Below are 23,494 nucleotides of genomic sequence, written 5' to 3' on the forward strand. Positions count from 1 at the left end.
GCCACCAGGCGGCGCGGGCCGGCCCCGGGGGCGAGCGGCCGCACCGGCACGACGCGCGGCGCGGCGGCGCCCGCGGCGGTCACGCGGATCTCGGCTTCGGGCGAGGTCGCGGCCAGCGCCGCGATCCGCTCCGGCGCGACGTCCGGGTCCGCGCAGATCAGGCGGATGTCGCGGCCGGTTTCGTTGGCGACGACCCGGCGCCAGCCGGTCAGTTCCTCCCAACGGTCGGTGCCCCCGACCGCGACCCAAAGCGGGCCGTCGGTTTCGGGCAGATCGCGGAAGATCCGGGCGGCGGCCAGAGGGTCGTCGCCGTCAAGCGCCGCGCAATGAAAGGCCACCGGCGCATCGGTGCCGGGCGGCAGCGCGGCCAGCGCCTCGGCCAGCGGGCCGCTGCCGGTAAGGCCAAGCGCGGGCCGGGCCTTGGCGCGGGCGGCGGGGCGGGTGGCGCGGATCAGCCGCAGCGCTTCGGAACCCCGGGCGGTGCCGCTGGCGGTGTCGAGCCCTGCGGCATGGAACGCGCGGTCCAGCCGGTCGAGCGCGTCGGCGTCGCGATGCCTGAGCGTCATCAGCGCGAAGAGATCGGGCGCCTCTTCGGCCGCGATCAGGGTGCCGCCCGGTGCCACCAGCGCGGCAAGCCGCCCGGCGCTTTCGCGCTGGGCAAAGCTCTGCGCAAGGCAGCAGCCCAGCACCAGATCGGCGGCATCGGCGGCGCGGGCCTCGGTCAGCGCCAGAAACCGCAAGGGCAGCCTTGTGTCGAGCCGCGCCCGCAACCGGTCGAGCGCGTTGCTGTCCTCTGCCAGCACGGTGACGTGACCGCCCGCGCTCAGCGCCGCCGCGACAAGACCCAGATCGAGCGCACCTGCCAGCGCGATCCGCCCGAGCGGCGCGGCGGCCTCCAGCAGGGTTTCCAGCGTCCGCGCGGCCAGCGGCAGCGGGTCGGCGGGGCGCTCTTCGCCCGCGGCGGCGGCCAGCGCCGATTTCAGCTCGGCCGAGGCGCCGGGCGCCACCTCGGGCAGCAGCGCCAGAAGCGCGTCGGCCGGGGGCCAGGGGCAGTCGGCCGCGATCTGTGGCGCGCCCTCGCCGTGGCCGGTCGATGCCAGCCAGTGCCGGGCCATGTCATGGCGCGGATCGGCCGGGTCGGTGCCGGTCGCGACCCGGTCCCAGGCCAGACGGCTGCCAAGCGCCGCGCGCAGCACATCGGCATCGCTGGGGGTCTGATCCGGGCGGCAGGCCGCCTCCGCGGCGGCCGCGATCGCGTCCGCGCCGCCTCCCGCAAGGGGCACCAGTCGTTCGTCCCAATAGGCATGCGGCTCGGCCGCCCCGGTGGGCAGCGGCCTCAGCCGGAGCCCCTCGAAGGCCAGCAGGGCGGTGCCGGTCGCATCGGCCAGCACCATATCGAAGGCCAGGCTTTCGTCCCAGCCGCCCGCGCGGCTCAGCCGGGCGCAAATGATCTGGCCCGGTCCGCAGACCCGCACCTTGGCGATCCGGGCGGGCACCCGCAGCCGGGCATCGCGGCCCTCAAGCAGCAGCACCGCGCCATGCAGCCCCGCATCGGCCAGCGCCGGATCGAAGCGAAAGCCCGGCGCCGCGTCGCGGGGGGCCAGCGCCGTGCGCACCGCCGCCCCGTCGCGGTCAAGCACCGTCACCCGGGCGAAGGCCGGTCCATAGTCCAGCCCGGCCGCCCTGAGACCGTCGTAAAGCGGTCCGGCCTCGCCCATCGCCTCGGGCGCGGTCACCGGCGCGGGCCGGGTGCCGGTCGCGGCGAACAGCCGGGCCACGGCCACCGGCGCCCAGGCGCGCGGACCGCCCGCCTCGATCCGCATCCGCCGGGCCGTGGGTTCATGGACCAGCCGGACCGGCACGGCGCCCTTTTCGGGCAGTTCCAGAGGGCGCAGGAATTCGACGTCGCGCAACTCGATCTCGTCGGATTTCAGGATCTCGCAGCCGGCATGGGCGAACATCTCGACCATGGCGGTGGCGGGCAGCAGCACGCGGCCGCCGACCCGGTGATCGGCCAGCCAGGGGATGCGGGCCAGGGCGATCTCGCCCTCCCATTCGGCGCTGTCGGGACGCAGCCGGGCGCCAAGCAAGGGATGCTGCGGACGGCGGTGGAAGATGTCGGCCGCGACCGGGCTGTCCAGCCGGTAGGTCTGGCGGTCGAAGGGATAGTCGGGCAGCCCGTCGGCCACCGGCCGTTCGGGGCCCAGCACGCGGGCGCGGTCGACCGCCCCGCCCGCCGCCAGCGCCGCGCGGGCGATGCTGCCCGCGTCGCGCTCTTCGGACCGGGCGCTATCGAGGCTTTCCAGCACCCGGGTCTCGCAGTCGAGCTCGGCCAGGGTGTCGCGCAGATAGGTGCGCAGCACCGTGCGCGGCGAGATTTCCAGAAAGACCCGGATGCCGTCGCGGGCCATCGCCCGGACGCCCTCGCGGAAGGCCACCGGCAGGCGGGCGTTGCGCCACCAGTAGACCCCGTCGAGCGGCGCGTCATAGCGGGTGCCGTCCCAGCCCGAATAGAACGGAACGCTGCCGTCCCGGGGCGCAATGCGCGACAACCCCCGGGTCAGCGGCTGGCGCAGCGTTTCCACCGCAGCCGAGTGATAGGGGTAGGAAATCGGCAGGATGCGGCCCGCGATGCGGTGGGTGCGGGCGATGCGCGCCAGCGCCTTCAGCGCATCGTCGGTGCCGCTGACGGTGATGCTTTCGGGCGCGTTCTCGGCCGAGACCTCGGCCGCCAGTCCATGGTCGGCGATCAGCGCCTCGATCCGGTCGCGGGGCGCGGCGAAGGCGGCCATGCCGCCCTTGCCGCGCAGGGGCTCGAAGGCGCGCGAGCGATGCGCGATGATGCGGATGCCGTCGTCGCGGGCGATCCGTCCGGCGGCGATGGCCGCAGCGACCTCGCCCATCGAATGGCCCAGAACGGCGGCGGGCCGCAGCCCGGCCTCGGCCAGCGCCTCGGTCAGCGCGACCTGGATCGCGAAGGTCAGGGGCTGTGCCACCTCGGCCTCGCCCAGCCGCGCCTCGAGATCGGGATCGGCCAGAGTGTCGGCAAGGCCGGGGATGCCGAGCGCCGCGAAGTCCGTCGCGATTTCGGAAAAGACGCCGCGGAAGGTGGCGTCGGTTTCCATAAGGGTCCGGGCGGCGCCCGCCCACATCGCGCCGTTCCCGGCATAGACGAAGGCCAACGGTGCGTCCCGCAGCGTCGTTTCGGCGCTGGCGCCCGGCGCGCCCATCCGCGCGTCGCCCAGCCAGTCGGCCAGCCCGTCCGCCAGGGCACCGGCGGTCGCGGCAGGCAAGCACAGGCGATGGCGGTGGCGCGCGCGGCGCCAGTTCGCGGTGGCGATCCGCGCGCCCAGATCGGCCGGGGCCGCCTCGGCCAGCGCGTGCCAGGACCGGGCAAGGTCGGTCAGTGCGGCCTCGCTGGCTGCGGACAGAAGCAGTGCGGGTGGCAGCCTCGCGGCATCGGCATCGGGGGCGTTTTCGTCGGGCCGGGGCTGGCGGATCACCGCATGGGCGTTGGCGCCGCCGAAACCGAAGGAATTGACCGCCGCCAGCCAGGGCCGGTCCGCAGGCGGCAGCGCCCGGGCCGAGCGCGCGATATCGAGGTTGAGCCCGGCAAAGTCGATTTCCGGGTTCGGTTCGTCGCAATGCAGCGTCGCGGGGATCGTCTGGCGGTCCAGCGCGATCTGCGCCTTCAGCAGCCCGACAAGGCCCGAGGCGGGTTCGAGATGGCCGAAATTGCTTTTGGCCGATCCGATCGGCAGCGGCAGCGCCCGGCGGCGGCCATAGACCCGGCCGATGGCATCGGCCTCGCGCGGGTCGCCGACGGCGGTGCCGGTGCCATGCGCCTCGACAAAGGCCAGCGCGTCGGGATCATAGCCCGCCTCGGCCAGGGCCGCCTCGATCAGCGCGGCCTGCCGGTCGGCCGAGGGCAGCGCGATGCCGGGGGTCCGTCCGGCGGAATTGACCGCAGTCGCCACCAGCACCGACCGGACCCGCCGCCCGGCGGCCTGCGCGGTCGTCAGCCGTTCCAGAATGAAAGCCACCGCGCCCTCGCTGCGCACATAGCCGTCGGCGCCCTTGGCAAAGGCCCGGCACAGCCCCTGCGGCGACAGCATCCCTGCCTGCGAGAAACCGACAAAGGGCATCGGCGACAGAAGCAGGTTGACGCCGCCGACGATGGCGGTGTCGATCTGCCCCGAGGCGATGGCCCTGCGGGCATGGTCCAGCGCGAACAGCCCCGAGGAACAGGCGGTGTCGACGATGTAGCTGGGCCCCTGCAGGTTCCACAGATGCGAGATCCGGTTGGCCATGATCGAGCCGGTATTGCCCAGCATGTATTGCGGCCCGGCCATGTCGGGGTCTTGCAGCATGGTCGTCGAATGATCGAGCGAGGCCGCGCCGATAAAGACGCCCACACGCTCGGGCGCGACCGCTGCGGGGTCGATCCCGGCGTGATCGAAGGCCCGCGCCGTCACCTCCAGCAGCAGGCGCTGTTGCGGGTCCATCTGTTCGGCCTCGCGCGGGGTGATGCCGAAGCATCCGGCGTCGAAGTCGAAGGCCGTCGCGACGATCCCGGCGCGCTGCGAATAGCTGTGCCCGGCCAGCCCGGGCTCGGGCGACATCCAGCGTGCCTTGCTCCAGCGGTCGCCGGGCATGTCCGAGATTGTGCAGCGGCCCTCGCTCAGCACCTGCCAGACCGCGTCGATCCCGTCCGCGCCGGGAAGGATCGCGGAATAGCCGGTCACGCAGGAAACGCGGTCGTCGGCGATTTCAGATCCGATGGAGTGGCGACTGATCATTCGGCTCCGGTCCAGCAAAGAAAGAACTGAAATGCGCTTTTCGCAGCTTCGGATAGCGCAGGGGCATTTCGACGGCAAGGTTAACGCATAGACGTCACTTCGCTTCAAGATTGTAGCGCGCCTGGCCAATTGATGAAGCAGGTCTCTGCCGATGCCGATCAAAAGTAAGGCAGTGTGGCACGGTTTGGCCCCCGTTCGCGTCTGCCGGTCGCGGCGCGGACGGGAAGAGCCCCGGTTCATAATTAATTGTTTCAAAGATGAAAAAGCCTGCAACCGTGGTCTGGCCCGGCGCGTGTTTTGGAATGCCTGTGGCGCCCGGTTTCTGCGCTGCGGACCTGCGCCGTTCGGATGGCATGGTTTTCGCCGGGTCGGTCGATCCGGCGCAAGTGTCGTCGAAGAGGCAATCCGGGGGCCGAAACCGGGGGCGCGCCAGAAGCGCCTCGCCTTCGGCCGGTCTCGTACACGGCCGGGCTTTGCGCATCGCTGCAGCCGCACCGCGTCGCAGATTGGGGGCCTGGCGGGCGGTGCCCGTTGCATCCCCGCGCCGGGAATGCCATTGCGGGGGCCGGTTCCGCCGCCCGATTGGTCCGATGCCCGCTAGCCCGCCTGTCCCGCGTCCCGTTCCCCGATCCCGTCCCGGCCCGGCCTGCCGCAGCGCCCGGGTGGCGGGTCATTTCGGCGAGTTCCTTCAGGGGCGGCTGGGCCCCGGCGGACCTGTCGCGCTGGTCACCGTGCCTTGTCCGGCGCTGGAGGTTCGCGCGGTCTGGCGTCCGGGGCGGATGGCGGGGCTCTGGCAAGGCGGGCGGCCGGTGCTGGCGCAGGGACAGGTGGCGCGTCTGGCGCGGCTTTTCGGGATCGCGCCGGGGCGTTTGCGGCTTTTCGTGGGCATGCCGCCCGGTGGCGGGGCGGGCGCCTCGACCGCGGCGCTGCTGGCGGCGATCCGCTGTCTGGCGCCCATCGCGCTGTCGCCGGACACCGAGGCAGCTCTTTGTCTCGCGCTGGAGGGCGCGACGGATCCGCTGATGCAGCCCGTGCCCGAGGCGCTGCTTTGGGCGCCGCGCGCGGCGCGGGTGCTGGGCCGTCTGGCTCCCGGCCCGGGTTTCGAGATCGTCGGCGGGTTCGCGGGGCCGGGGCGGCGCACCGATCCGGCCGATACCGCCTTTCCCGACATCTCGGATCTGGTCGCGGCCTGGCGCGTCACGACGGATCGCGCCGGCCGGGCGCAGCTTGCGACAGAAAGCGCCCGGCGCTGCCATGCGCTCCGCGGTGGCCCGGACCCTGCGCCGATCTGGGCGCTGGGGCGCGATCTTGGCGCGCTTGGGCTGGTGGCGGCCCATACCGGCCCGGCGCTGGGCCTGCTGTTCGCGCCGGGCGAGGCGCCCCGGCAGACCGAGACGGCGCTGCGCGCGGCGGGGCTTGGCCGGGTGTTGCGGTTCAGGACGGGAGGCGGACGATGAGTGCGGCGGCGATGCTGGTGGCCCTTGCGGTCGAAGGCGTGGCGGGTTGGCCCGACAGGCTCCATGCCCGGATCGGCCATCCGGTGACCTGGATCGGCGCGCTGATCGCGGGCCTTGAATCGCGGTTGAACCGCCCGGGCGATGCGCCCGCGACCCGCAGGCGGCTGGGCGGGCTGACGGTTGCGCTGACCGTCGGGGCGGCGGTGCTGCCCGCCTGGGCGCTGGCCGCCATTCTGCCCGGCGGCTGGCCGGGCGCGGTCCTGACCGGGCTTTTGGCCGCGCCGCTGGTCGCGACGCGCAGCCTTTTCGATCATGTGGCCCGGGTCGCGCGGCCGCTGGCGGCGGGCGATCTGGCGGGCGCCCGCGAGGCCGTGTCGATGATCGTCGGGCGCGATCCGGCGCGGCTCGACCGGGCTGGGATGGCGCGGGCAGCGCTGGAAAGCCTGGCCGAGAACGCCTCGGACGGCATCGTCGCGCCGGTCTTCTGGGGCATGTTGCTGGGCCTGCCGGGGATCGCGGGCTACAAGGCGGTGAACACGCTCGACAGCATGATCGGGCACCGGAACGACCGCTATGAGGATTTCGGCCGGGTCGCGGCGCGGCTGGACGATCTGGCCAATCTGCTGCCCGCGCGGCTGACCGGCGCGCTGTTCTGCCTTGTGGCGCGGCACCCGGTCCGGGCCGCGAAGACGATGGCGCGGGACGCGGGCGCGCATCGCTCGCCCAATGCCGGTTGGCCCGAGGCGGCGATGGCGGGCGGGCTTGGGCTGCGGCTGTCGGGGCCGCGGATCTATGGCGACCGGGTCAGCGACGAGCCCTGGCTGAACGCGGGCGCGCCCGACCCGGGGCCGCGCGACCTGTGGCGGGGGCTTGGGGTTTATCTGCAGGCGATGGCGGTGCTGGCGCTGGGGCTGGCGGCGCTGGTCTGGGCGTTCGGGGGGTAGAGATGGCAGGCGGACGCGATCACGGGGGCGATCTAACGGGGGCGATCAAGCGGTTCGGCGGGGCGCCCGGCGACTGGATCGACCTCTCGACCGGCATCAACCGGGTGCCCTATCCGGCGCCGCCTGCCTCGGCCTCGGCGCTGCGCGACCTGCCGGGACAGGCCGCGATGGACCGCCTGACCGGCGCGGCGCGGGGCGCCTATGGCACCGGCTGGCCGGTGCTGCCGCTGGCGGGTGCACAGGCGGCGATCCAGCTTTTGCCCGTCGTCGCGCCCGAGGGGCCGGTACGGGTACTTGGTCCCACATATAACGAATATGCGGGCGCCTTCGAGGCGGTGGGCCGTGCGGTCGAGACGGTCCCGGATACCCGGGCACTGGCCGGAGCCGGTCTGGCGGTGATTGTGAACCCCAACAATCCCGACGGGCGGCGCCTGTCCCCCGAGGCACTGGCGCGGATCGCCGGGACGGTGGGCGTTCTGGTCGTCGATGAAAGCTTCGCCGACCCGCATCCCGCGCTGTCGCTGCTGCCGGGGACCTGTCCCGGCAATGTGCTGGTGCTGCGGTCCTTCGGCAAGTTCTACGGGCTTGCGGGGCTTCGGCTGGGCTTTGTTCTGGGGCCCGACGCGCTGATCGGGCAAATGGCGGGTCGGGCGGGGCCCTGGGCGGTTTCGGGACCGGCGCTTGAGGCGGGGGCGCTGGCGCTGGCCGATGCGGGGTGGCGAGAGGCCAGCCGCGTGCGGCTGATGGCGGAAACCGTGCGGGCCGACGCACTGGCCGAGGCGGCGGGATGGCGGCCGCTGGGTGGCACCGCGCTTTTCCGCTTGTTTGACACGGGCGATGCCGGGGCGGCGCAGGCGCGGCTGGGGCGCGCGCGGATCTGGTCGCGGATCTTTCCCTATTCGGCGACCTGGCTGCGGCTGGGTCTTCCGGGGTCCGAGGCCGAATGGGCGCGACTTGAAGCGGCGCTTTCGGCCTGAGGGGGTACGCGCGGCCCGGGGGCAGAGATCGCCCGCGGGCCGCGCCATGCCTTCCCCGCCGGTCAGGGAGCGGTCGGCGCGGAAGGCGCGCTCCGGGTCACATCATCCGGCTGAGGATGCTGCTTTTCCACCGGAACTGGTGCACGGCCACGGCCGCGACATGGACCGCGATCAGCGCCATCAGCAGATTCGCGGCCGTCTCGTGCATCTCTGCGGCGCTGCCCGATTGCAGGAACCAGGCCGCGGCGCCGACCAGCGGCATCGCCAAGAGCATCAGGTAGAAGGCGCCATGCGTCAGGCGCGCGAGCGTCGCGGCCCAGCCGGGTTCGGCGGCGGGCAGGGCGGGGACGCCCTCGTCGCGGCGCAGCTTGAGCCGCCAGACCATCAGCGCGAGGATCGCGAAGCCGAACAGGATGTGGCCGGTGGCGACGGGCGAATAGACCCACTCGCCGGTCTTCATGCCGCGGCCGAAATCGCGGCCGATGGCATCGAAGACCAGGTATTGCGCCGCGACGAGGACGACCACGCCCCAATGCGCGAGTTTCTGTCGGAAGGAATAGGCCTCGGGGCTGGCGGGGCCGCTGGCGTTGGTATCGGACATTTCCGTCTCCTTGCTGGGCGGTTGACTGGGCGGGCGGCACGGGTTTGACCCCGGCGCCGGAACGGGCGCAACCTGCGCCCGCCCAGACCCCCGTTCAAGGCAATTCATTGTGTAGAGACAAGAGGTTGGGTCTTCAGGTCCCGGTCAGCTTGGGGGGCTAGCATGCCGCGCCGCAGGGGCCGGGGGCGCCCGGTTCGGTCACCTCGAGCCGCATCGCCGCGTACCAGTCGGCAGAGGCGCGGATCTCGTCGTCGGTCAGATCGGCGGCGATCCCGGACATGATCTCGTGGCGGCGCTTGCCCGAGCGGAACGCCTTGAGCTGGGTGGCGAGATAGATGTTGGTCTCGGCCGCCAGATTGGGGGCGTCGGGATTGACCGCGATGCCGGTCTCGCCGTGGCAGGTGACGCAAAGCGCGGGCGCGGCCGAGGCATCGGCGCCCGGGGGCAGGCTGGCGCGGGCGGTATGGGCCGAATACCAGGCCGCGACATCGGCGATCTGGGTGTCGGTCAGCCCGCGCGCCACCACGGTCATCATCTCGTGTTCGCGCGCGCCCGACCGGAAGGCGGCCAGCTGTCGGGTGATGTAGCTGACCGGCTCGCCTGCGATATGCGGGGCGATCGGCACCTGGGCCACGCCCTGCAACCCGTGACAGACCCGGCAAAGCCCGGCCACCTTGCGCCCGGCCGCAAGATCGCCGGAGGCGGCATCGCCGAAGGCGGCGCTGGCGAGCATCAGCCCGCCCAGCGTCAGGGCTGACAGGCCCTTCATCACATCCCCTCGTACCAGATGCGGTAGATCGCCCCCGCCAGATCGTCCGAGACCAGGATCGACCCGTCGCGCAGCTGCGCGACATCGACCGGCCGGCCCAGATATTCGCCGTTCCCGTCGATCCAGCCTTCGGCGAAGGGTTCCGAGGTCGCGGTGCCGTCCTCGGCCACATGGGTGACCATGACCCGCGCCCCGACCGGCGTCGTGCGGTTCCACGACCCGTGCTGGGCCGAGAAGATCGCGCCCCGGTATTCTTCGGGGAACATGCTGCCGGAATAGAAGGTCATGCCCAGATCGGCGGCATGGGCCGCCATCTCGACCGCGGGCATCACCACGTCATAGGGCACGTCCTGGCCCGAATATTCGTTGGTGCGCACATCGCCCCCGCCATACCAGGGCGCGCCGAAATGCTGGCCCATCTCGGTCTGGTGGTTCAGCTCGCCCGGCGGGATGTCGTCGCCCATGCCGTCGACCTGATTGTCGGTGAACCACAGATCGCCGGTTTCCGGGTCGAAATCATGCCCGACCGAGTTGCGGATGCCGTAGGTATAGACCTCGCGCCCGGTGCCGTCGGTGTTCATCCGGATGATGCCGCCGATCCCGACTTCGCGGTAAAGGTCCAGCTTTTCCGGCGGCGCGACATTGAAGGGCTGGCCGAGCGAGATGTAGATCTTGCCGTCCGGGCCGATCTTGCAGACCCGCGCGGTGTGATTGTAGCTTTCCTCCTCGGGCGGGATCAGCTCGCCTTGCTTGACCAGGTTGAAGGCCGCAACATCGGGGCTTTCGTAGAAGAACTCGGCCGCCGGGAACAGCAGCACGCGGTTCTGTTCGGCGATGTAGAGAAACCCGTCCTTCGAAAAGCAGGGCCCGTTCGGGATCGCGAATTTCAGCGAGGGCGCAAAGTCCTTCACCTCGTCGGCGACGCGGTCCTTGTTGCGGTCGGTGACCGCCCAGACCTTGTCCTTGCGGGTGCCGACGAAGGTGACGATGCCCTGCGGGCCGACCGCCATGTGCCGGGCATCCGGCACCACGGCATAAAGCCCGATCCTGAAGCCCTCGGGCAGCGTGATCCGCTCGAGCGTCTTGCGGATCCCGTCGGCAAAGGCGTCCTCTTGCGGGACATAGGTGAAGTCGGTGGTGCCGGTGGTCTGAAAATTGCCCAGCTTTTCCAGATTGTCGGGCACGTCCGCGCCCTGTGCGAAGGCCGGCACCGCAAGCACGGCCGCCACGGCCGCGCCGATCAAGGTGGTTTTCATCTTTCCTCCCTTCGGGGTTCTCCCCGTTTCAGGCCCGCGATCCTCCCCCGCGGGCCGACAAGAGCCTAGCACGCGGCCCGGGGCCGGCATATCCAACGTTTGTCTGTATCGTCAGGGAGAAATGTGTTTTTTGCCAATAGGTTGGAGGCGATCAGTCGCGCGGCTTGAAGAGCGCGAACACCAGATCGGCGGCAACCAGCGCGACGGTGATCGCGATCACCGCCCAAAGATCGACATGCGGCACCTCAAGGGCGAGAATGCCGACGAAACCGAGGAAGACGGCGAAGGCGAAGGCGGCAATCAGGCGGTCCATCGGGGCTCCTTTCCCTTGGGCACGGTGGCGGGGCTCAGGCCCCGGCCCAGCCGTAAAGCCAGTGCGCGGTCCGCAGAAGCCGCGCGTCGTCGCCTCGGGGGCCGACAAGCTGCACCCCAATCGGCAGGCCGTTTCCGGCGGTCAGGACCGGCACCGTCACCGCGGGCGTGCCGCAGAGCGTCCAGAGCCCGTTGAAGATCGGATCGCCGGTCGCGCCGAGGCCTTCGGGGGCGGGCCCGGGCGCTGCGGGGCAGAGGATCGCGTCGCAGCGGGTGAAGATCTCGTCGAGACCGGCGTTCAGGACCTTCGGCCAGTCGAGCGCGGCGAGGTAATCGCGGGCGGGGATCCGCGCGCCCTCTTCAAGCGCGTCCCGGGTCTCGGGGCCCAGCCGGTCCAGCCCGTCGCGGACATAGCGGTAATGATAGCGCGCCATCTCGGCCATGTTGATCCGGGCGCGCTGGGCGGCGGCGGCGTCGAAGGTGGGTGGCAGGGTCACCTCGAAGACCTGCTCGCCAAGGGCGGCGGTCAGTTCGGCGAAGGCGGCATGGGTTTCCGCGTCCGCGCGGTCCCAGCCCGGCGGCTTGACGAAGGCAAAGACCGGGGGCAGCGGCGGCGCGCCGTGGGCAGTGTCCAGAAGGCGCGGCGGCGGGGTCAGCGCCGTGGCCGGGTCGGTCTCGTCGAAGCCGAACAGCGCCTCGGCGACCAGCGCCGCGCCCAGCGGGTCGGTGGCAAAGACGCCCAGGGTGTCGAGCGTGTGGGACTGCATCTGCACCCCGCGCCGGGGGATGGCGCCGAAGGTCGGCTTGTAGCCCGTGACGCCGCAGAAGGCCGCGGGGCGGATCACCGACCCGCCGGTCTGGGTGCCGATGGCCAGCGGCACCATCGCATCGGCCACCGCCGCGGCCGAGCCGCTGGACGACCCGCCCGGGGTGTGGGCCGGGTTGTGCGGGTTCCGGGTCTTGCCCGGATGCAGGAAGGCCAGTTCGGTCGTCACTGTCTTGCCGAGGATCAGCGCGCCCGCCGCCCGCAGCCGCTCGACCACGAAGGCATCGCGCGCGGGCACCCGGCCTGCATCCAGCGCGCAGCCGTTCTCGGTCGGGATCCGGGCGGTGTCGATCACGTCCTTCAGCCCCACCGGCAGGCCATGAAGCGGCCCCAGCGCCCGGCCCGAGACCCGGTGCGCATCCAGCCGCCGGGCCTGGTCGCGGGCGTAATCGGGGTCGATCCAGGCCCAGGCGCCGATCTCGGGCTCGCGTGCGGCGATGCGGGCCAGGCAGGCCTCGACCAGGTCGAGCGCCGAAAGCGCGCCCGAGGCCAGCCGGTCGCGCAGGGCGACCGCGCCCAGCTCCATCGGGGTGTCGAGATCCTTCATGCGCGCGCCCTCATCCGTAAACCAGTTCGGGCAGAAAATAGACGATCTGCGGAAAGACGTACATCAACACCATCGAGATCAGCACGCAGACGAGGAACGGCATCACCCCCTTGAAGATCTGGGTCAGCCTGACCTCGGGGGGCGCGATGCCCTTTAGGTAATAGGCCGACATCGCCATTGGCGGGGTCAGGAAGCTGGTTTGCAGGTTCAGCGCGACGAGGATGCCGAAGAACAGCGGGTCGATCTCGAAATGCGCCAGAAGCGGCAGGAAGATCGGCACGAAGATGATGATGATCTCGGACCATTCGAGCGGCCAGCCCAGAAGGAAGATGATCAACTGGGCGAGGATCAGGAACTGCACGGGTGTCAGGTTCAGGCCCTCGACGAACTGGCCGATCACCTGTTCGCCGCCCAGATAGGAGAAGACCGCCGAGAAGGTGTAGGACCCGACGAAAAGCCAGCAGACCATCGCCGTGGTGCGGACCGTCAGATAGACGCTTTCGCGCAGCCGCTGCCAGCTGAGCGCCCGGTAGATGAGGGCCAACGCCAGCCCGCCCAGCGCGCCGACCGACGCGGCCTCGGTGGGTGTCGCCAGCCCGAAGAGGATCGAGCCCAGCACCGCCGCGATCAGCACCGCAAGCGGCAGGAACGAGGTCACGATCATCCACAGCAGCCGCCCGAAGGGAACGTCGGGGATTTCGTCCTCGGTCGGGCGCGGGGCGACCGAGGGCTGCAGGATGGACCGGCCCACCACATAGACGAGGTACAGCCCGACCAGCGTCAGCCCGGGCAGCAGCGCGCCCGCGTAAAGCCGCACGATAGAGACATTGGTGGCCGCGGCATAGACGATCAGCATGATCGAGGGCGGGATCAGGATGCCCAGCGTGCCGCCCGCGCAGATGATGCCGCTGGCAAAGGCCGGGTCGTAGCGCGCGCGCAGCATCGCGGGCAGCGCCAGAAGCCCCATCAGCGTGACCACCGCGCCGACGATGCCGGTCGCGGTCGCGAACAGCGCGCAGGTGATCAGCGCCGCCACCCCCATCGAACCGGGGATGTTCTTCGAGGCGATGTTGAGGGTGGAAAACAGCCGGTCGACGATATTCGCGCGCTCGACGATGTAGCCCATGAACAGGAACAGCGGCACCGCCGTCAGCACCTCGTTCGACATCACCGTATAGGTCTGGTTCACGAACAGATCGAAGATGCGGTTGTTGAAGAGCCCCTCGACCCAGGTGGTGATCTGGGTCCATGTCCCGGCGGTCTCGTCCAGCCGGTCGAAGGCGCGCCACATCCGGCCCGCGTCGAAATAGGCGAAATAGCCGAAGCCGATGCCCATGGCCATCAGCGTGAAGGCGATCGGAAACCCGAGGAACACGAAGACGATGAAAAGCCCAAGCTGGATCAGGGCGATTTGCGGGTCGGTCATATATGGGGGCCCCTCTCGGCCTTGTCGGCCTCGCGCATCAGGATGTCCTCGGTCTCGAAGATGTCCTCGTCGGCCTCGAGCCATTCGTTGGTGCGGATCGCGATGAGGCAGCGCATGACCTGGGCGATGCCCTGGATGAACAGAAGCATGCCCGCGACCACGATCACGGTCTTGAACTGGTAGATCGGGATGCCCGCCGGGCTGTTCACCGAGACCTCGCCATAGCGCCAGGACCGCGCTGCGTATTTCCAGCCCGCGAAGATCAGTGCCAGCACGCCCGGAAAGAACGCGACGAGGTACAGCACCAGATCGACCATGGCCTGGGTCCGGGGCTGCCACAGCCGATAGAGGAAATCGCCCCGCACATGGCCGCCCCGCGACAGCGTATAGGCCCCGCCCATCATGAAAAGCGTCCCGTACATGATGAAGGACACGTCCAGCGCCCAGGCGGTCGGGCTGTTCAGGACGTAGCGCACGACAACCTCGTAGCCGGTGCCCAGAGCCATCAGCACGATCAACCAGGCAAAGGTCTTGCCGAACCAGGCCGACAGGGCGTCGGCGAAACGTATGAAACCGATCATGGGCCTCTCCTGTGGCGCATGAAAAACCCCCGGCGCGATGGCCGCCGGGGGCACTGGACCGGGGTCCGGGTCAGAGCTTGAGCCGGCCCGGGAAATAGTGGTCGTAGGCCAGCGTGTAATCGGGCGAGTTCATCACCTCGAAGAAGGTCACGCGCTCGACCCAGGCGCGCTGGCTGTCGAGGCATTTCTTCATGAAGGCGTCCTGCTCGAGCTCGGGGATCAGCTCGTCCCAGGCCTTGAGCTGGGCGTCGAGGATCTCTTTCGAGGTGCGGTGCACGGTGACGCCGGCCTCGTCCTGCAGCCATTGCAGGTCGGCCGAGTAGCGGTCCATCGCCTTGGCGGTGTTGGCGGTCGAGGCCGCCTCGACGCCATAGCGCAGGATCGCCTGCAGGTCGGGGTCCAGATCCTCGAAGAAGGGCCGGTTGAACAGGAATTCGAAGCTTTCCGAGGCCTGGTGATAGGACGCCAGGTAATAGTTCTTGGCCACGTCCTGCGCGCCGAAATCCTTGTCCGACGAGGGGTTGTTGAACTCGAAGGCGTCGATCACGCCGCGTTCCATGGCGGGCACCAGCTCGCCGCCCGGAAGCTGGGCGACCGACATGCCCATCTTGGCCATCAGGTCGGCGGCCAGCCCCACGGTGCGGTACTTGAAGCCCTGCAGGTCGGCGACGGTGTTGACCTCGCCCTTGAACCAGCCGAAGGGCTGGGCGAACATCGGAAAGCCCAGAAAGCCCACCACGTCCAGCCCCATCACGTCCTGGGTCAGCTCGCGGAACAGCTCGTCGCCGCCGCCCGCGTAGAACCAGCTGAGCATCGTGGTGGCCGAGCCGCCGAAGACCGGCCCGGTGCCGAACAGCGACGCCGCCTTGTTCTTGCCGTACCAGTAGGCGCAGACCGAATGCGAGGCATCCAGCACCCCGTCATTGACCGCGTCCATCACCTGGAAGGCCGAGACCACGGCGCCCGCGGGCAACACGTCGATCTTGAGCCGCCCGCCCGACATCTCTTCGACCCGGCGGGCATAGTCCTTGGCGAATTCGTCCCAGATGTTCGATGCGCCCCAGGAGGTCTGCATCTTCAGCACGATCGGCGCCTGGGCCAGCACCGCGGGCGCGGCCAGCGCGCCGGTCCCGGCGACGCCGCCCGCCAGCGCGCTGCGCTTGAGGAACGAACGGCGATTCATGGTGGACATGTCAGTCATGGGTCTCCTCCCCGTTAGCCCCCGATGCATCGGGGTTACTGCGGTGTCCGGTCTGCGTTTTTGCGTCTTTTCCGGGTCCCGCACCGTCGAGCATACCCCGCTGACCCCATGTTGCAAGCAGCCAAAGGGAGGGGGTGCCGCACCGTTTTCCCCGCGCGCCGCGTCTCAGACGGGAAGGCCCGGGTCGGTCGTGGGTCCGATCCGGGCCCACAACGCCCAGGCGGCGGCGAAGGTCGCCAGCGCCAGCCCGAGGCTCAGCCCCATCGCGGCGCGCGCGCCCCAGATCTCGATCGCGGCGGCATAGACCGGGGGGGGCGAACGCCGCGGCCAGAAACGAGGGCGCGACCAGACGCCCCGAAATCTCGGCATAACTGGCCAGTGGGAACAGCACCATGGGCTGCGCGCCGCGCACCACGGTCAGCACGCCGTTGCCAGCGCCATAGGCAAGCACGAAGATCAGCGCGATGGCGCCCGGCCCCGCAACGGCCAGGCCTGCGATCATGCCCGCCAGCAGCACACCCGAGGCCAGCACGCCCAGCCCCAGCGGTCTGATCCGGTGCCCGGCCAGCGTCTCGGCCAGACGCGCGCCCGATTGCCCCACCCCGGGCAGCGCCGCCAACCCGACCGCCGCCGCGACCGGCAGGCCCAGCGCGCCCAGAAGGCCGATCAGATGGGCCGAGAGCCCCGAACTGAGAAAGGCCGAGGCCGCGACCAGCACGGCGAAGCCGAAGGCTGCAGCAGGCCGCACCGGGTCGGCCCCGCGCCCGGCGGCGCCAAGGGCGGCCGGGGTCGGCGCGGGGCCGGACGGGATCGTCAGGTACAGCGGTGCCGCCGCCAGCGCGAGCCCGGCATAGGCCAGAAGCCCGCCGCGCCAGCCGCAGGTTTCGGCCAGCAGATGACCCAGCGGCCAGAACACGGTCGAGGCGAGCCCACCCAGCAGCGTGACCTGCGACAGGGCGCGCCGCGCCCCCGTGCCGCCCGCCCGCACCAGCGCCGCGAAGGCGGCTTCGTACAGGCATAGCCGCATCCCGAGCCCGGCAACGATCCAGCCCGCGGCATGGACGGAGAAGGAGCCGCTTGTGCCAAGCATCGCAAGCCCCAGCGCCAGCAGGACCGAACCCGCCGCCAGCGCCCGGCTGCCCCGGGCCGCGACCAGCCGTCCGGCCGCGCCCGAGGACAGCGCCATGGGGACCAGCGCAAGCGAGAACCCGGCATGGGTGCGCGCCAGCGACCAGCCAAGATCGGCGGCGATGACCGGCGCGAAGACCCCCACGGCATAGTAGGAGACGCCCCAGTTCACCATCTGGGTCAGCCCCACCGCGGCGGCGGTCGGGCGGCCGATCACCGGCCTAGCCTTCGAAGGGCGCGGTGTCGCCGGGGCCCAGCGGCTTTTGCATCTGCACGGAATCGAGCCAGCGCCCGTGTTTCCAGCCGACCGAGCGCAGCACGCCCGCATCCTCGAAGCCCAGCGCGCGGTGCAGCGCGATCGAGCCGAGGTTCTGCGAATCCCCGATCACCGCCACCATCTGCCGGAACCCGGCCGCTTCGCAGCGCGCCAGCAACGCGCGCATCAGCGCGCCTCCGATGCCCTGGCCGCGAAACCCGTCGTCGACATAGACCGAATTCTCGACCGTGCCGCGATAGGCCGGACGCGGGCGGTAGGTGTTGGCATAGGCATAGCCCGCCACCCGGTCCCCGGCCCGCGCCACCAGCCAGGGAAAGCCCGCGCCGGTGACCGTTTCCCAGCGCCCGCGCATCTCGTCCAGATCGGGCGGGTCCAGCTCGAAACTGGCGGTGCCGGTGCGCACCGCCTCGGCATAGATCGCCTGCACGCCGGGCAGGTCGCGGGCGGTGCAATCGTCAAGGGTCAGGGGGCTCGGGGGGCCGAGGGGGGCGGGCTGGATCGTCATCGGGGGTCTCCGGGGTTGATGCGGCCGAGAATGCCATTCCGGCGCGGCGAAGGAAATGCTATGGATGTTATTCAACGCATAAGGAAATCCTTGGCCCGGTCTTGGCGCAGTCGCTCAACCTTCTGCATCTTGCCACTTTCGCCGATGTCGCGGCGCTGGGCAGCTTTTCGGCCGCGGCCGAAAAGGCCGGGATCTCGCAGCCCGCGGTCAGCCAGCAGGTCCGCCAGCTGGAACGGCATTTCGGGGTGCGGCTGCTGGAACGGGTGGGCAAGCGGGTGCGGCCGACCGAGGCCGGACAGATCGTGATCGAGGGGGCGCGGCGAATCGGCGAGGAACTGGACGCGGTGCGCGCGGCGGTCGAGCCGCATCGCGACGGCCGCGCCGGGCGGGTCCGGATCGGCACCGGGGCGACCGCCTGCATCCATCTGCTGCCGCCGGTGCTGGGGCGGCTCAAGCGCGCCTTTCCGGGGCTCGATTTCGTGGTCCGCACCGGCAACAGCACCGAGATTCAGCGCCTTCTGGAACAGAACCTGCTGGATCTTGCCATCGTCACCCTGCCCGCAGCGGGTCGGGCGCTGGAGACAAGCCCGCTGTGCGACGAGGCGCTGCTGGCGGTGGGACCGGCCGCGACCGCCGGGGCGCCGACCACGCCGCAGGCGATGGCCGCCCGGCCGCTGATCCTTTACGACAGCGCGGGCCACACCCGCGGGCTGATCGACGGATGGTTCCGCGCGGCCGGGCTGCGGCCCGCGCCGATCATGGAGCTGGAAAGCGTCGAGGCCGCCAAGGAACTGGTCGCGGCGGGGCTTGGCTGGTCGATCCTGCCGGCCTCGTCGGTGGCGCGGCCGGGCGCCTCGGGCGGGCTGGCGGTGCAGCCGCTGGACCCGCCACTGGGCCGCCAGCTGGCGCTGCAGCTACGGCGCGACAAGCGGCTTTCGCCCGGGCTTCGGCACACGGTCGCGGCGATCCGTAAGGGGCTGGGCCGGGTTGTTCCGCTGCGGGCGCCGTGATATGGACAGGGCACGGTCGGCAGTTCACCGAGGCGTCGCTGTGCCCCAAGGGGCAAGCTAAACCTGCCCGTCACTCGGCACGCATTCGGTTTCCTTCCTGTGCCCCGTCGTAAGCCAGCGACCAGCGATCCGGATTTCGGCACATCGGGACCGAGACCATGACCAGACCTTCCATTCCCCTCGCGATCGAGGACATCTCCGCCTTTTCCCGCGCCCTGGCGCATCAGTTGCGGGCGGCCGAGGCGGCGCCCTCGCATCTGAGCCTGATGAACATGCTGGCCCGCGCGGGCGGGTTTCGCAACTTTCAGCATCTGCGCGCCGACCGGCTGGCCGAAGACCGGCTGACCGACGCGGCCGCCGCGCCCGTGACCGATCCGGACCCCGTCAATCACCGCCGGATCGAACGGACGCTGACCCATTTCGACGCCGACGGGCGGCTTCTTCGCTGGCCCTCGCGGCGGGCGATGCAGGTGCTGTGTCTGTGGGCGCTCTGGGCGCGGCTGCCTGCGGGCCAGACCTGGACCGAGCGGCAGGTGAACGAGCGGCTGAACGCCTGGCACCTTTTCGGCGATGCCGCGCTGCTGCGCCGCGACCTGTTCGAGACCGGGCTGGTGACGCGTCGGCGCGACGGGTCGGACTATCGCCGGATCGAGCAGGCACCCCCGGCCGAGCCGCGCGTCCTGATCCGCCTGCTGGCGCAGCGCGGCTGATCGGTGTCGGGGTCTTCTGGGCGGGACCCTTGTGGCCCGCCCCGGTTTTCCATCGTCATCGGCACGAACCGTGCTACGCTTCCGGAAGGTGAGAAGCGCGGTCCGCGCGCCCGTCCTGCGGGAGGAAAACGATGATCGTTCGCAGCAGCAGGTTCGCGCCTGTGCCCCTGACCGGCCTGTCGGTCACCGAGAGGCTGTTCCGGGGCCTGACCCCGCGCCCCGACGAGATGGTGCTGGTCGACGGGCCGTCAGGGCAGGGCCTGACCGCCGGGGCGCTGATCGACCGGATCCGGCGGCTGGCGGGCGGGCTGGCCGCGCGCGGGATCGGCAAGGGGGCGGTGGTGGCGCTGATGGCGCCGAACATTCCCGATTTCGTCACCGTCTTTCATGGCGTGGCCTATGCGGGCGGGACCGTGACAACCGTCAACCCGACCTATACCGCCGAGGAACTGGCCTTTCAGCTTAAGGATAGCGGGGCCTGCCTGCTGGTGACCGTGCCGGGCTGTCTTGCGACCGCCCGCGCCGGGGCCGAGGCCGCCGGGCTGACCGAGATCGCGGTGATCGGCGCCGAGGCGCCCGATGGGGGCGCGGTCCCGCTTGAGGCGCTGATGGGGCCGCGGCTGGCGGCGCAGGTGCCGCTCGATGTCGCTCGCGACATCGCCGTGCTGCCCTATTCCTCGGGCACCACGGGCCTGCCCAAGGGGGTGCGGCTGAGCCACCGCAACCTCGTGGTCAATATCGACCAGGGGCTTGCCGCCTGCGACATGCGCCCGGGGGACTGGACGGTGGGGTTCCTGCCCTTCTTCCATATCTACGGGCTGACCGTGCTGATGAACATGGTGCTGAGCCACGGGGCCTGTCTGGTGACGATGCCCCGCTTCGATCCGGAGCTTTTCCTGCGGCTGGTCGCAGAGCGCCGGACCCGCGAACTGTACATCGTGCCGCCGGTCGCCACGGCGCTGGCGCGCCACCCGATGGTCGATCAGTTCGACCTCGGTGCGGTCGAGACGGTGATCTGCGCCGCAGCCCCGCTGGGCGCCGCGCAGGGCGCCGAACTGGCTGCGCGGCTTGGTTGCCGGGTGATGCAGGGCTGGGGCATGACCGAGCTGTCGCCCATCGGCACCATGTCGTCCCCCGGCCGCGACAAGCCCGGCGCGGTGGGGGTGGCGCTTCCCAATACCGAACTCCGGATCGTCGACCCCGAAACCGGCGCCGATCTGGGACCGGACCAGCCGGGCGAGCTTTGGCTGCGCGGTCCGCAGGTGATGCAGGGCTATCTGAACGCGCCCGAGGCCACCGCCGCGACCCTGACCGCCGACGGCTGGCTGAAGACCGGCGATCTGGCCAGCATCGATGCCGAGGGCTTCGTGACGTTGCATGACCGGCTGAAGGAGCTGATCAAGGTCAAGGGCTTTGCGGTGGCCCCGGCCGAGCTTGAGGCGGTGCTTCTGACCCATCCCGATGTGCTGGACGCGGCGGTGATCGGCCGACCCGACCCCGAGGCGGGCGAACGGCCGGTCGCCCATGTGGTGCGACGGCCCGGGGCGGATGCGGATGCCGAGGCGCTGAAGGCCCATGTTCTGGCGCATCTGTCCCATTTCAAGGCGCTGGCAGAGGTGCATTTCGTCGAGGCGGTGCCGAAATCGGCTTCGGGCAAGATCCTGCGGCGGCTTCTGCGCGATGCCGCCTGATCCGAAGTGCGGGGCCGCGCGGGGGCTTGCCCCGGGGGCGCCCGGACGTGCTAGGGTCGGGGCCGGACATCCCGAAGGACAGGCAGTTTCCAAGTGAAAAGACGCAGCTTTGCCGTGATCGGCCTTGGCACCTTCGGCAGCACTGTCGCCACCGAACTGGCGCGATTCGGCAATCCGGTCATGGGGGTCGATCTCGACGACAAGATCGTCGGCCGCTATGCCGACGTGCTGTCCGAGGCGGTGATCGCCGACGGCCGCGACGAGCTGGCGCTGCGCGAGGCCGGGGTCGGAAATTACGACGTGGCGCTGGTGGCCATCGGCGAGGATCTCGAGGCCAACATCCTCTGTTCGATGAACGTCAAGATGCTGGGCGTGAAGGCGATCTGGGTCAAGGCGCTGTCGAAGACCCATCACCGCATCCTGTCGAAGATCGGCGTCGACCGGATCGTGCTGCCCGAACAGGAGGTCGGCCAGCATATAGCGCAGATGCTGCACAACCCGCTGGTGCGCGATTACGTGAGTCTCGGCAACGGCTTTCACGTCGTCGACCTGACCGTGCCCGAGCCGCTGGAGGGGCGCGCGGTCGGCGATGTCAAGCTGCTGTCGGGCTACGATCTGCGGGCGCTGGGCGCGATGCGCGAGGGCGAGTTCCTGTCCTGCGAAGGCGGCGAGCTGCGGCTGAAGGCTGGCGACAAGCTTCTGGTGCTGGGCCGCCGCGCCGATCTGCGCCGCTTCGGCGACGACCTGCTGGACGAGGCCTGAGCTCATGGCACGCCTCGCCGCGCTGCGCAGCGGCCGCTTTCTGCCGCCGCCGCTGGCGCTGATGCTGACCTATGCGGCGCTGATCGTGGCGGGCACGCTGCTGCTGAAACTGCCGGCGGCCCGGACCGTGGCGATGACCTGGTCAGACGTCGCCTTCACCGCGACCTCGGCGGTGACCGTGACCGGGCTTGCGGTGCGCGATACCGGCACCGAATTCACCCTGTTCGGCCAGGCCGTGATCCTGGTGCTGATCCAGCTGGGCGGGCTGGGGCTCATGACCTTCGCGGTCCTGATCCTGACCATGCTGGGCCTGCCGGTCGGCATCACCCATCGCCATTACCTGCGCGAGGACCTGAACCAGACCTCGATGAGCGGGCTGATCCGGCTGACGAAGACGATCCTGCGCTTCGTGCTGGTCTGCGAGGCGGCGGGCACGGCCTTTCTGGCGGTGGTCTTCGTGCCCGAATTCGGCTGGCAGGCGGGGCTGTGGTCAAGCCTGTTCCATGCCGTCTCGGCCTTCAACAATGCAGGCTTCGCGCTTTACCCCGACAGTCTCACCGCCTGGGTCGCGCATCCGGTGGTCAATGTCACCGTGCCCGCCCTGCTGATCCTCGGCGGGCTCGGCTTCACCGTGGTTGCCGACATGCAGCGCCGCACCGGCTGGCGCGGCTACACCGTTCATACCAAGCTGATGCTGGTCGGCACGCTGGTGCTTCTGGTCTGGTCGACCGCGACCATCGCCGTGCTGGAATGGACCAACCCGGCCACGCTGGGACAGTTCGATGCGGTCTCGACCAAGCTCTGGGCCAGTTGGTTTCAGGCCGCGACCACCCGCACCGCCGGGTTCAACACCGTCGATATCGGCGGGCTGACGCAGGCGACGACGCTGCTGTTCATGACGCTGATGGTCGTCGGGGCGGGCTCGACCTCTACGGGCGGCGGCATCAAGGTCACGACCTTCATCGTGCTGCTGCTGGCCACGGTCAGCTTCTTCCGCCGCCACACCGCCATCGACGTCTTCGGGCGCCGTCTGGGGGCCGAGCAGATCATGAAGGTGCTGGCGCTGTCGATGGTCAGCACCCTGACGATCCTGATCGCGCTTTTCGTGCTGATCCTGTTTCACGAGGGCGAATTCCTCGATCTGGCCTTCGAGACCGTGTCGGCCTTCGGCACGGTCGGGCTGAGCCGGGGCATCACCGGCGATCTCGACACGGCGGGCCGGGCGGTGCTGATGGGGGTGATGTTCCTCGGACGGGTCGGTCCGCTGACCCTGGGCTTCCTGCTGGCAGTGCGCAGCCCGAAGCGGGTGTCCTACCCCGCGGGCACGGTCTATCTGGGCTAGGCGTTCAGTCCCGGCATCTCGTGGATCGGGTTGAAGCTGACTCTGTCCGGCTCTTGCAGATGTATTCGCAGGGCGTGAGCCCGTCGATGGTCTTGAGGCGGCGCGCGAAGTTGTAAGCTGGCATGAAGTCCGCGAGGTGCGTCCGCAGCTGGTTGTGGCTGTCGTGATGGTCCCGATTGACGTTCAGCGGGGAGGCGCGCCACTGGCGCCTCGCCTGATCCGCTTCACCCGCCCTGATCGCGCGGTGCATCCGTTCGACCTGTCCGCCGCCCGGGAAAAACAGTCCCCCCGGACTGTTTTCCGATCCTCCGAACTCCCGGGATGGTTGGGGTTGGTCCGCCGGCGCTCGATCCCGTTTGCCTCGCAGATCCTG

The 23,494-nt window shown here is 70.4% G+C and carries 19 protein-coding genes and 1 pseudogene; 8 read left to right on the forward strand and 12 right to left on the reverse strand.

Features of this window, described 5'->3' with window-relative positions; all coding sequences use genetic code 11:
- A partial coding sequence (locus DSD19_RS21155) for a type I polyketide synthase (protein ID WP_113671006.1) occupies positions 1-4,799 on the reverse strand: 4,799 nt, incomplete at its 3' end.
- A gap of 662 nt (positions 4,800-5,461) precedes the next feature.
- On the opposite strand from DSD19_RS21155, the gene DSD19_RS21160 reads away from it, so the two are divergent.
- The 3 genes from DSD19_RS21160 to cobD are packed head-to-tail and all read left to right on the forward strand — an operon-like array spanning position 5,462 to position 8,177.
- The gene (locus DSD19_RS21160; protein ID WP_113671007.1) at positions 5,462-6,256 is read left to right on the forward strand and encodes a propanediol utilization protein; all 795 of its coding nucleotides are present in this window, start codon (positions 5,462-5,464) and stop codon (positions 6,254-6,256) included.
- The gene (gene cbiB, locus DSD19_RS21165; RefSeq protein WP_165828206.1) at positions 6,253-7,200 is read left to right on the forward strand and encodes an adenosylcobinamide-phosphate synthase CbiB; all 948 of its coding nucleotides are present in this window, start codon (positions 6,253-6,255) and stop codon (positions 7,198-7,200) included. The genes DSD19_RS21160 and cbiB overlap by 4 nt, the downstream gene beginning before the upstream one ends.
- Before the next feature lie 2 nt (positions 7,201-7,202).
- Positions 7,203-8,177 (forward strand): threonine-phosphate decarboxylase CobD, encoded by a 975-nt coding sequence (gene cobD, locus DSD19_RS21170; protein ID WP_113671008.1) that lies wholly within the window; start codon positions 7,203-7,205, stop codon positions 8,175-8,177.
- 97 nt (positions 8,178-8,274) lie between these two features.
- Here cobD and DSD19_RS21175 read toward each other — a convergent pair whose 3' ends face one another.
- From DSD19_RS21175 to DSD19_RS21215, 10 genes are all read right to left on the reverse strand, one after another.
- Positions 8,275-8,778 (reverse strand): cytochrome b, encoded by a 504-nt coding sequence (locus DSD19_RS21175; protein WP_165828207.1) that lies wholly within the window; start codon positions 8,776-8,778, stop codon positions 8,275-8,277.
- Positions 8,779-8,935: 157 nt separating this feature from the next.
- Positions 8,936-9,547: a c-type cytochrome gene (locus tag DSD19_RS21180; RefSeq protein ID WP_113671010.1), complete on the reverse strand. Its 612-nt coding sequence runs from the start codon at positions 9,545-9,547 to the stop codon at positions 8,936-8,938.
- Positions 9,547-10,803, reverse strand: a complete 1,257-nt coding sequence (locus DSD19_RS21185) for a sorbosone dehydrogenase family protein (RefSeq protein WP_113671011.1) — start codon at positions 10,801-10,803, stop codon at positions 9,547-9,549. The genes DSD19_RS21180 and DSD19_RS21185 overlap by 1 nt, the downstream gene beginning before the upstream one ends.
- Positions 10,804-10,954: 151 nt before the next feature.
- On the reverse strand, positions 10,955-11,116 hold the full coding sequence (locus tag DSD19_RS21975) for a hypothetical protein (RefSeq protein ID WP_165828208.1): 162 nt from the start codon (positions 11,114-11,116) through the stop codon (positions 10,955-10,957).
- Between the two features lie 34 nt (positions 11,117-11,150).
- Positions 11,151-12,488 carry an amidase gene (locus tag DSD19_RS21190; RefSeq protein ID WP_113671012.1) on the reverse strand — a complete coding sequence of 446 codons (1,338 nt, stop codon included), beginning with the start codon at positions 12,486-12,488 and terminating at the stop codon, positions 11,151-11,153.
- 10 nt (positions 12,489-12,498) lie between these two features.
- Complete coding sequence (locus DSD19_RS21195; protein ID WP_113671013.1) at positions 12,499-13,914, reverse strand: TRAP transporter large permease subunit; 1,416 nt, start codon at positions 13,912-13,914, stop codon at positions 12,499-12,501.
- Positions 13,911-14,495, reverse strand: coding sequence for a TRAP transporter small permease subunit (locus DSD19_RS21200; protein WP_113671014.1), 585 nt, complete (start codon positions 14,493-14,495; stop codon positions 13,911-13,913). Before DSD19_RS21200 ends, DSD19_RS21195 begins: the two co-directional genes overlap by 4 nt.
- Before the next feature lie 70 nt (positions 14,496-14,565).
- On the reverse strand, positions 14,566-15,678 hold the full coding sequence (locus DSD19_RS21205; protein ID WP_371412656.1) for a TRAP transporter substrate-binding protein: 1,113 nt from the start codon (positions 15,676-15,678) through the stop codon (positions 14,566-14,568).
- Positions 15,679-15,688: 10 nt separating this feature from the next.
- Positions 15,689-17,041, reverse strand: coding sequence for an MFS transporter (locus DSD19_RS21210; protein WP_207802500.1), 1,353 nt, complete (start codon positions 17,039-17,041; stop codon positions 15,689-15,691).
- Between the two features lie 4 nt (positions 17,042-17,045).
- Positions 17,046-17,606, reverse strand: coding sequence for a GNAT family N-acetyltransferase (locus DSD19_RS21215; protein WP_081381989.1), 561 nt, complete (start codon positions 17,604-17,606; stop codon positions 17,046-17,048).
- 101 nt (positions 17,607-17,707) lie between these two features.
- Between DSD19_RS21215 and DSD19_RS21220 the strand changes: the two genes are divergently transcribed.
- The 5 genes from DSD19_RS21220 (at position 17,708) to DSD19_RS21240 (ending at position 23,121) form a co-directional block, all read left to right on the forward strand.
- Complete coding sequence (locus tag DSD19_RS21220) at positions 17,708-18,616, forward strand: LysR family transcriptional regulator (protein ID WP_113671015.1); 909 nt, start codon at positions 17,708-17,710, stop codon at positions 18,614-18,616.
- Between the two features lie 158 nt (positions 18,617-18,774).
- Positions 18,775-19,326: a DUF2087 domain-containing protein gene (locus DSD19_RS21225; protein WP_113671016.1), complete on the forward strand. Its 552-nt coding sequence runs from the start codon at positions 18,775-18,777 to the stop codon at positions 19,324-19,326.
- Positions 19,327-19,457: 131 nt separating this feature from the next.
- Positions 19,458-21,017, forward strand: coding sequence for an AMP-binding protein (locus tag DSD19_RS21230; RefSeq protein WP_113671017.1), 1,560 nt, complete (start codon positions 19,458-19,460; stop codon positions 21,015-21,017).
- 93 nt (positions 21,018-21,110) lie between these two features.
- Positions 21,111-21,779 carry a TrkA family potassium uptake protein gene (locus tag DSD19_RS21235; RefSeq protein ID WP_075784033.1) on the forward strand — a complete coding sequence of 223 codons (669 nt, stop codon included), beginning with the start codon at positions 21,111-21,113 and terminating at the stop codon, positions 21,777-21,779.
- Between the two features lie 4 nt (positions 21,780-21,783).
- Positions 21,784-23,121, forward strand: coding sequence for a TrkH family potassium uptake protein (locus DSD19_RS21240; RefSeq protein WP_113671018.1), 1,338 nt, complete (start codon positions 21,784-21,786; stop codon positions 23,119-23,121).
- Here DSD19_RS21240 and DSD19_RS22510 read toward each other — a convergent pair.
- Positions 23,118-23,386 (reverse strand): annotated as a pseudogene (locus DSD19_RS22510) (hypothetical protein); the annotation flags it as partial. The gene DSD19_RS21240 and the pseudogene DSD19_RS22510 sit on opposite strands and share 4 nt — an antisense overlap.
- Positions 23,387-23,494 lie beyond the last annotated feature (108 nt).

Origin of the sequence: Rhodovulum sp. BSW8 (genome assembly GCF_003314725.1) — a bacterium.
Classification (GTDB): domain Bacteria; phylum Pseudomonadota; class Alphaproteobacteria; order Rhodobacterales; family Rhodobacteraceae; genus Rhodovulum; species Rhodovulum visakhapatnamense.

Coding starts and splice junctions, on each gene's coding strand:
- cbiB (WP_165828206.1), top strand. CDS start 6,253: ATGAGTGCGGCGGCGATGCTGGTGGCCCTTGCGGTCGAAGGCGTGGCG.
- cobD (WP_113671008.1), top strand. CDS start 7,203: ATGGCAGGCGGACGCGATCACGGGGGCGATCTAACGGGGGCGATCAAG.
- DSD19_RS21175 (WP_165828207.1), bottom strand. CDS start 8,778: ATGTCCGATACCAACGCCAGCGGCCCCGCCAGCCCCGAGGCCTATTCC.
- DSD19_RS21180 (WP_113671010.1), bottom strand. CDS start 9,547: ATGAAGGGCCTGTCAGCCCTGACGCTGGGCGGGCTGATGCTCGCCAGC.
- DSD19_RS21185 (WP_113671011.1), bottom strand. CDS start 10,803: ATGAAAACCACCTTGATCGGCGCGGCCGTGGCGGCCGTGCTTGCGGTG.
- DSD19_RS21975 (WP_165828208.1), bottom strand. CDS start 11,116: ATGGACCGCCTGATTGCCGCCTTCGCCTTCGCCGTCTTCCTCGGTTTC.
- DSD19_RS21190 (WP_113671012.1), bottom strand. CDS start 12,488: ATGAAGGATCTCGACACCCCGATGGAGCTGGGCGCGGTCGCCCTGCGC.
- DSD19_RS21195 (WP_113671013.1), bottom strand. CDS start 13,914: ATGACCGACCCGCAAATCGCCCTGATCCAGCTTGGGCTTTTCATCGTC.
- DSD19_RS21200 (WP_113671014.1), bottom strand. CDS start 14,495: ATGATCGGTTTCATACGTTTCGCCGACGCCCTGTCGGCCTGGTTCGGC.
- DSD19_RS21205 (WP_371412656.1), bottom strand. CDS start 15,678: ATGAATCGCCGTTCGTTCCTCAAGCGCAGCGCGCTGGCGGGCGGCGTC.
- DSD19_RS21215 (WP_081381989.1), bottom strand. CDS start 17,606: ATGACGATCCAGCCCGCCCCCCTCGGCCCCCCGAGCCCCCTGACCCTT.
- DSD19_RS21225 (WP_113671016.1), top strand. CDS start 18,775: ATGACCAGACCTTCCATTCCCCTCGCGATCGAGGACATCTCCGCCTTT.
- DSD19_RS21230 (WP_113671017.1), top strand. CDS start 19,458: ATGATCGTTCGCAGCAGCAGGTTCGCGCCTGTGCCCCTGACCGGCCTG.
- DSD19_RS21240 (WP_113671018.1), top strand. CDS start 21,784: ATGGCACGCCTCGCCGCGCTGCGCAGCGGCCGCTTTCTGCCGCCGCCG.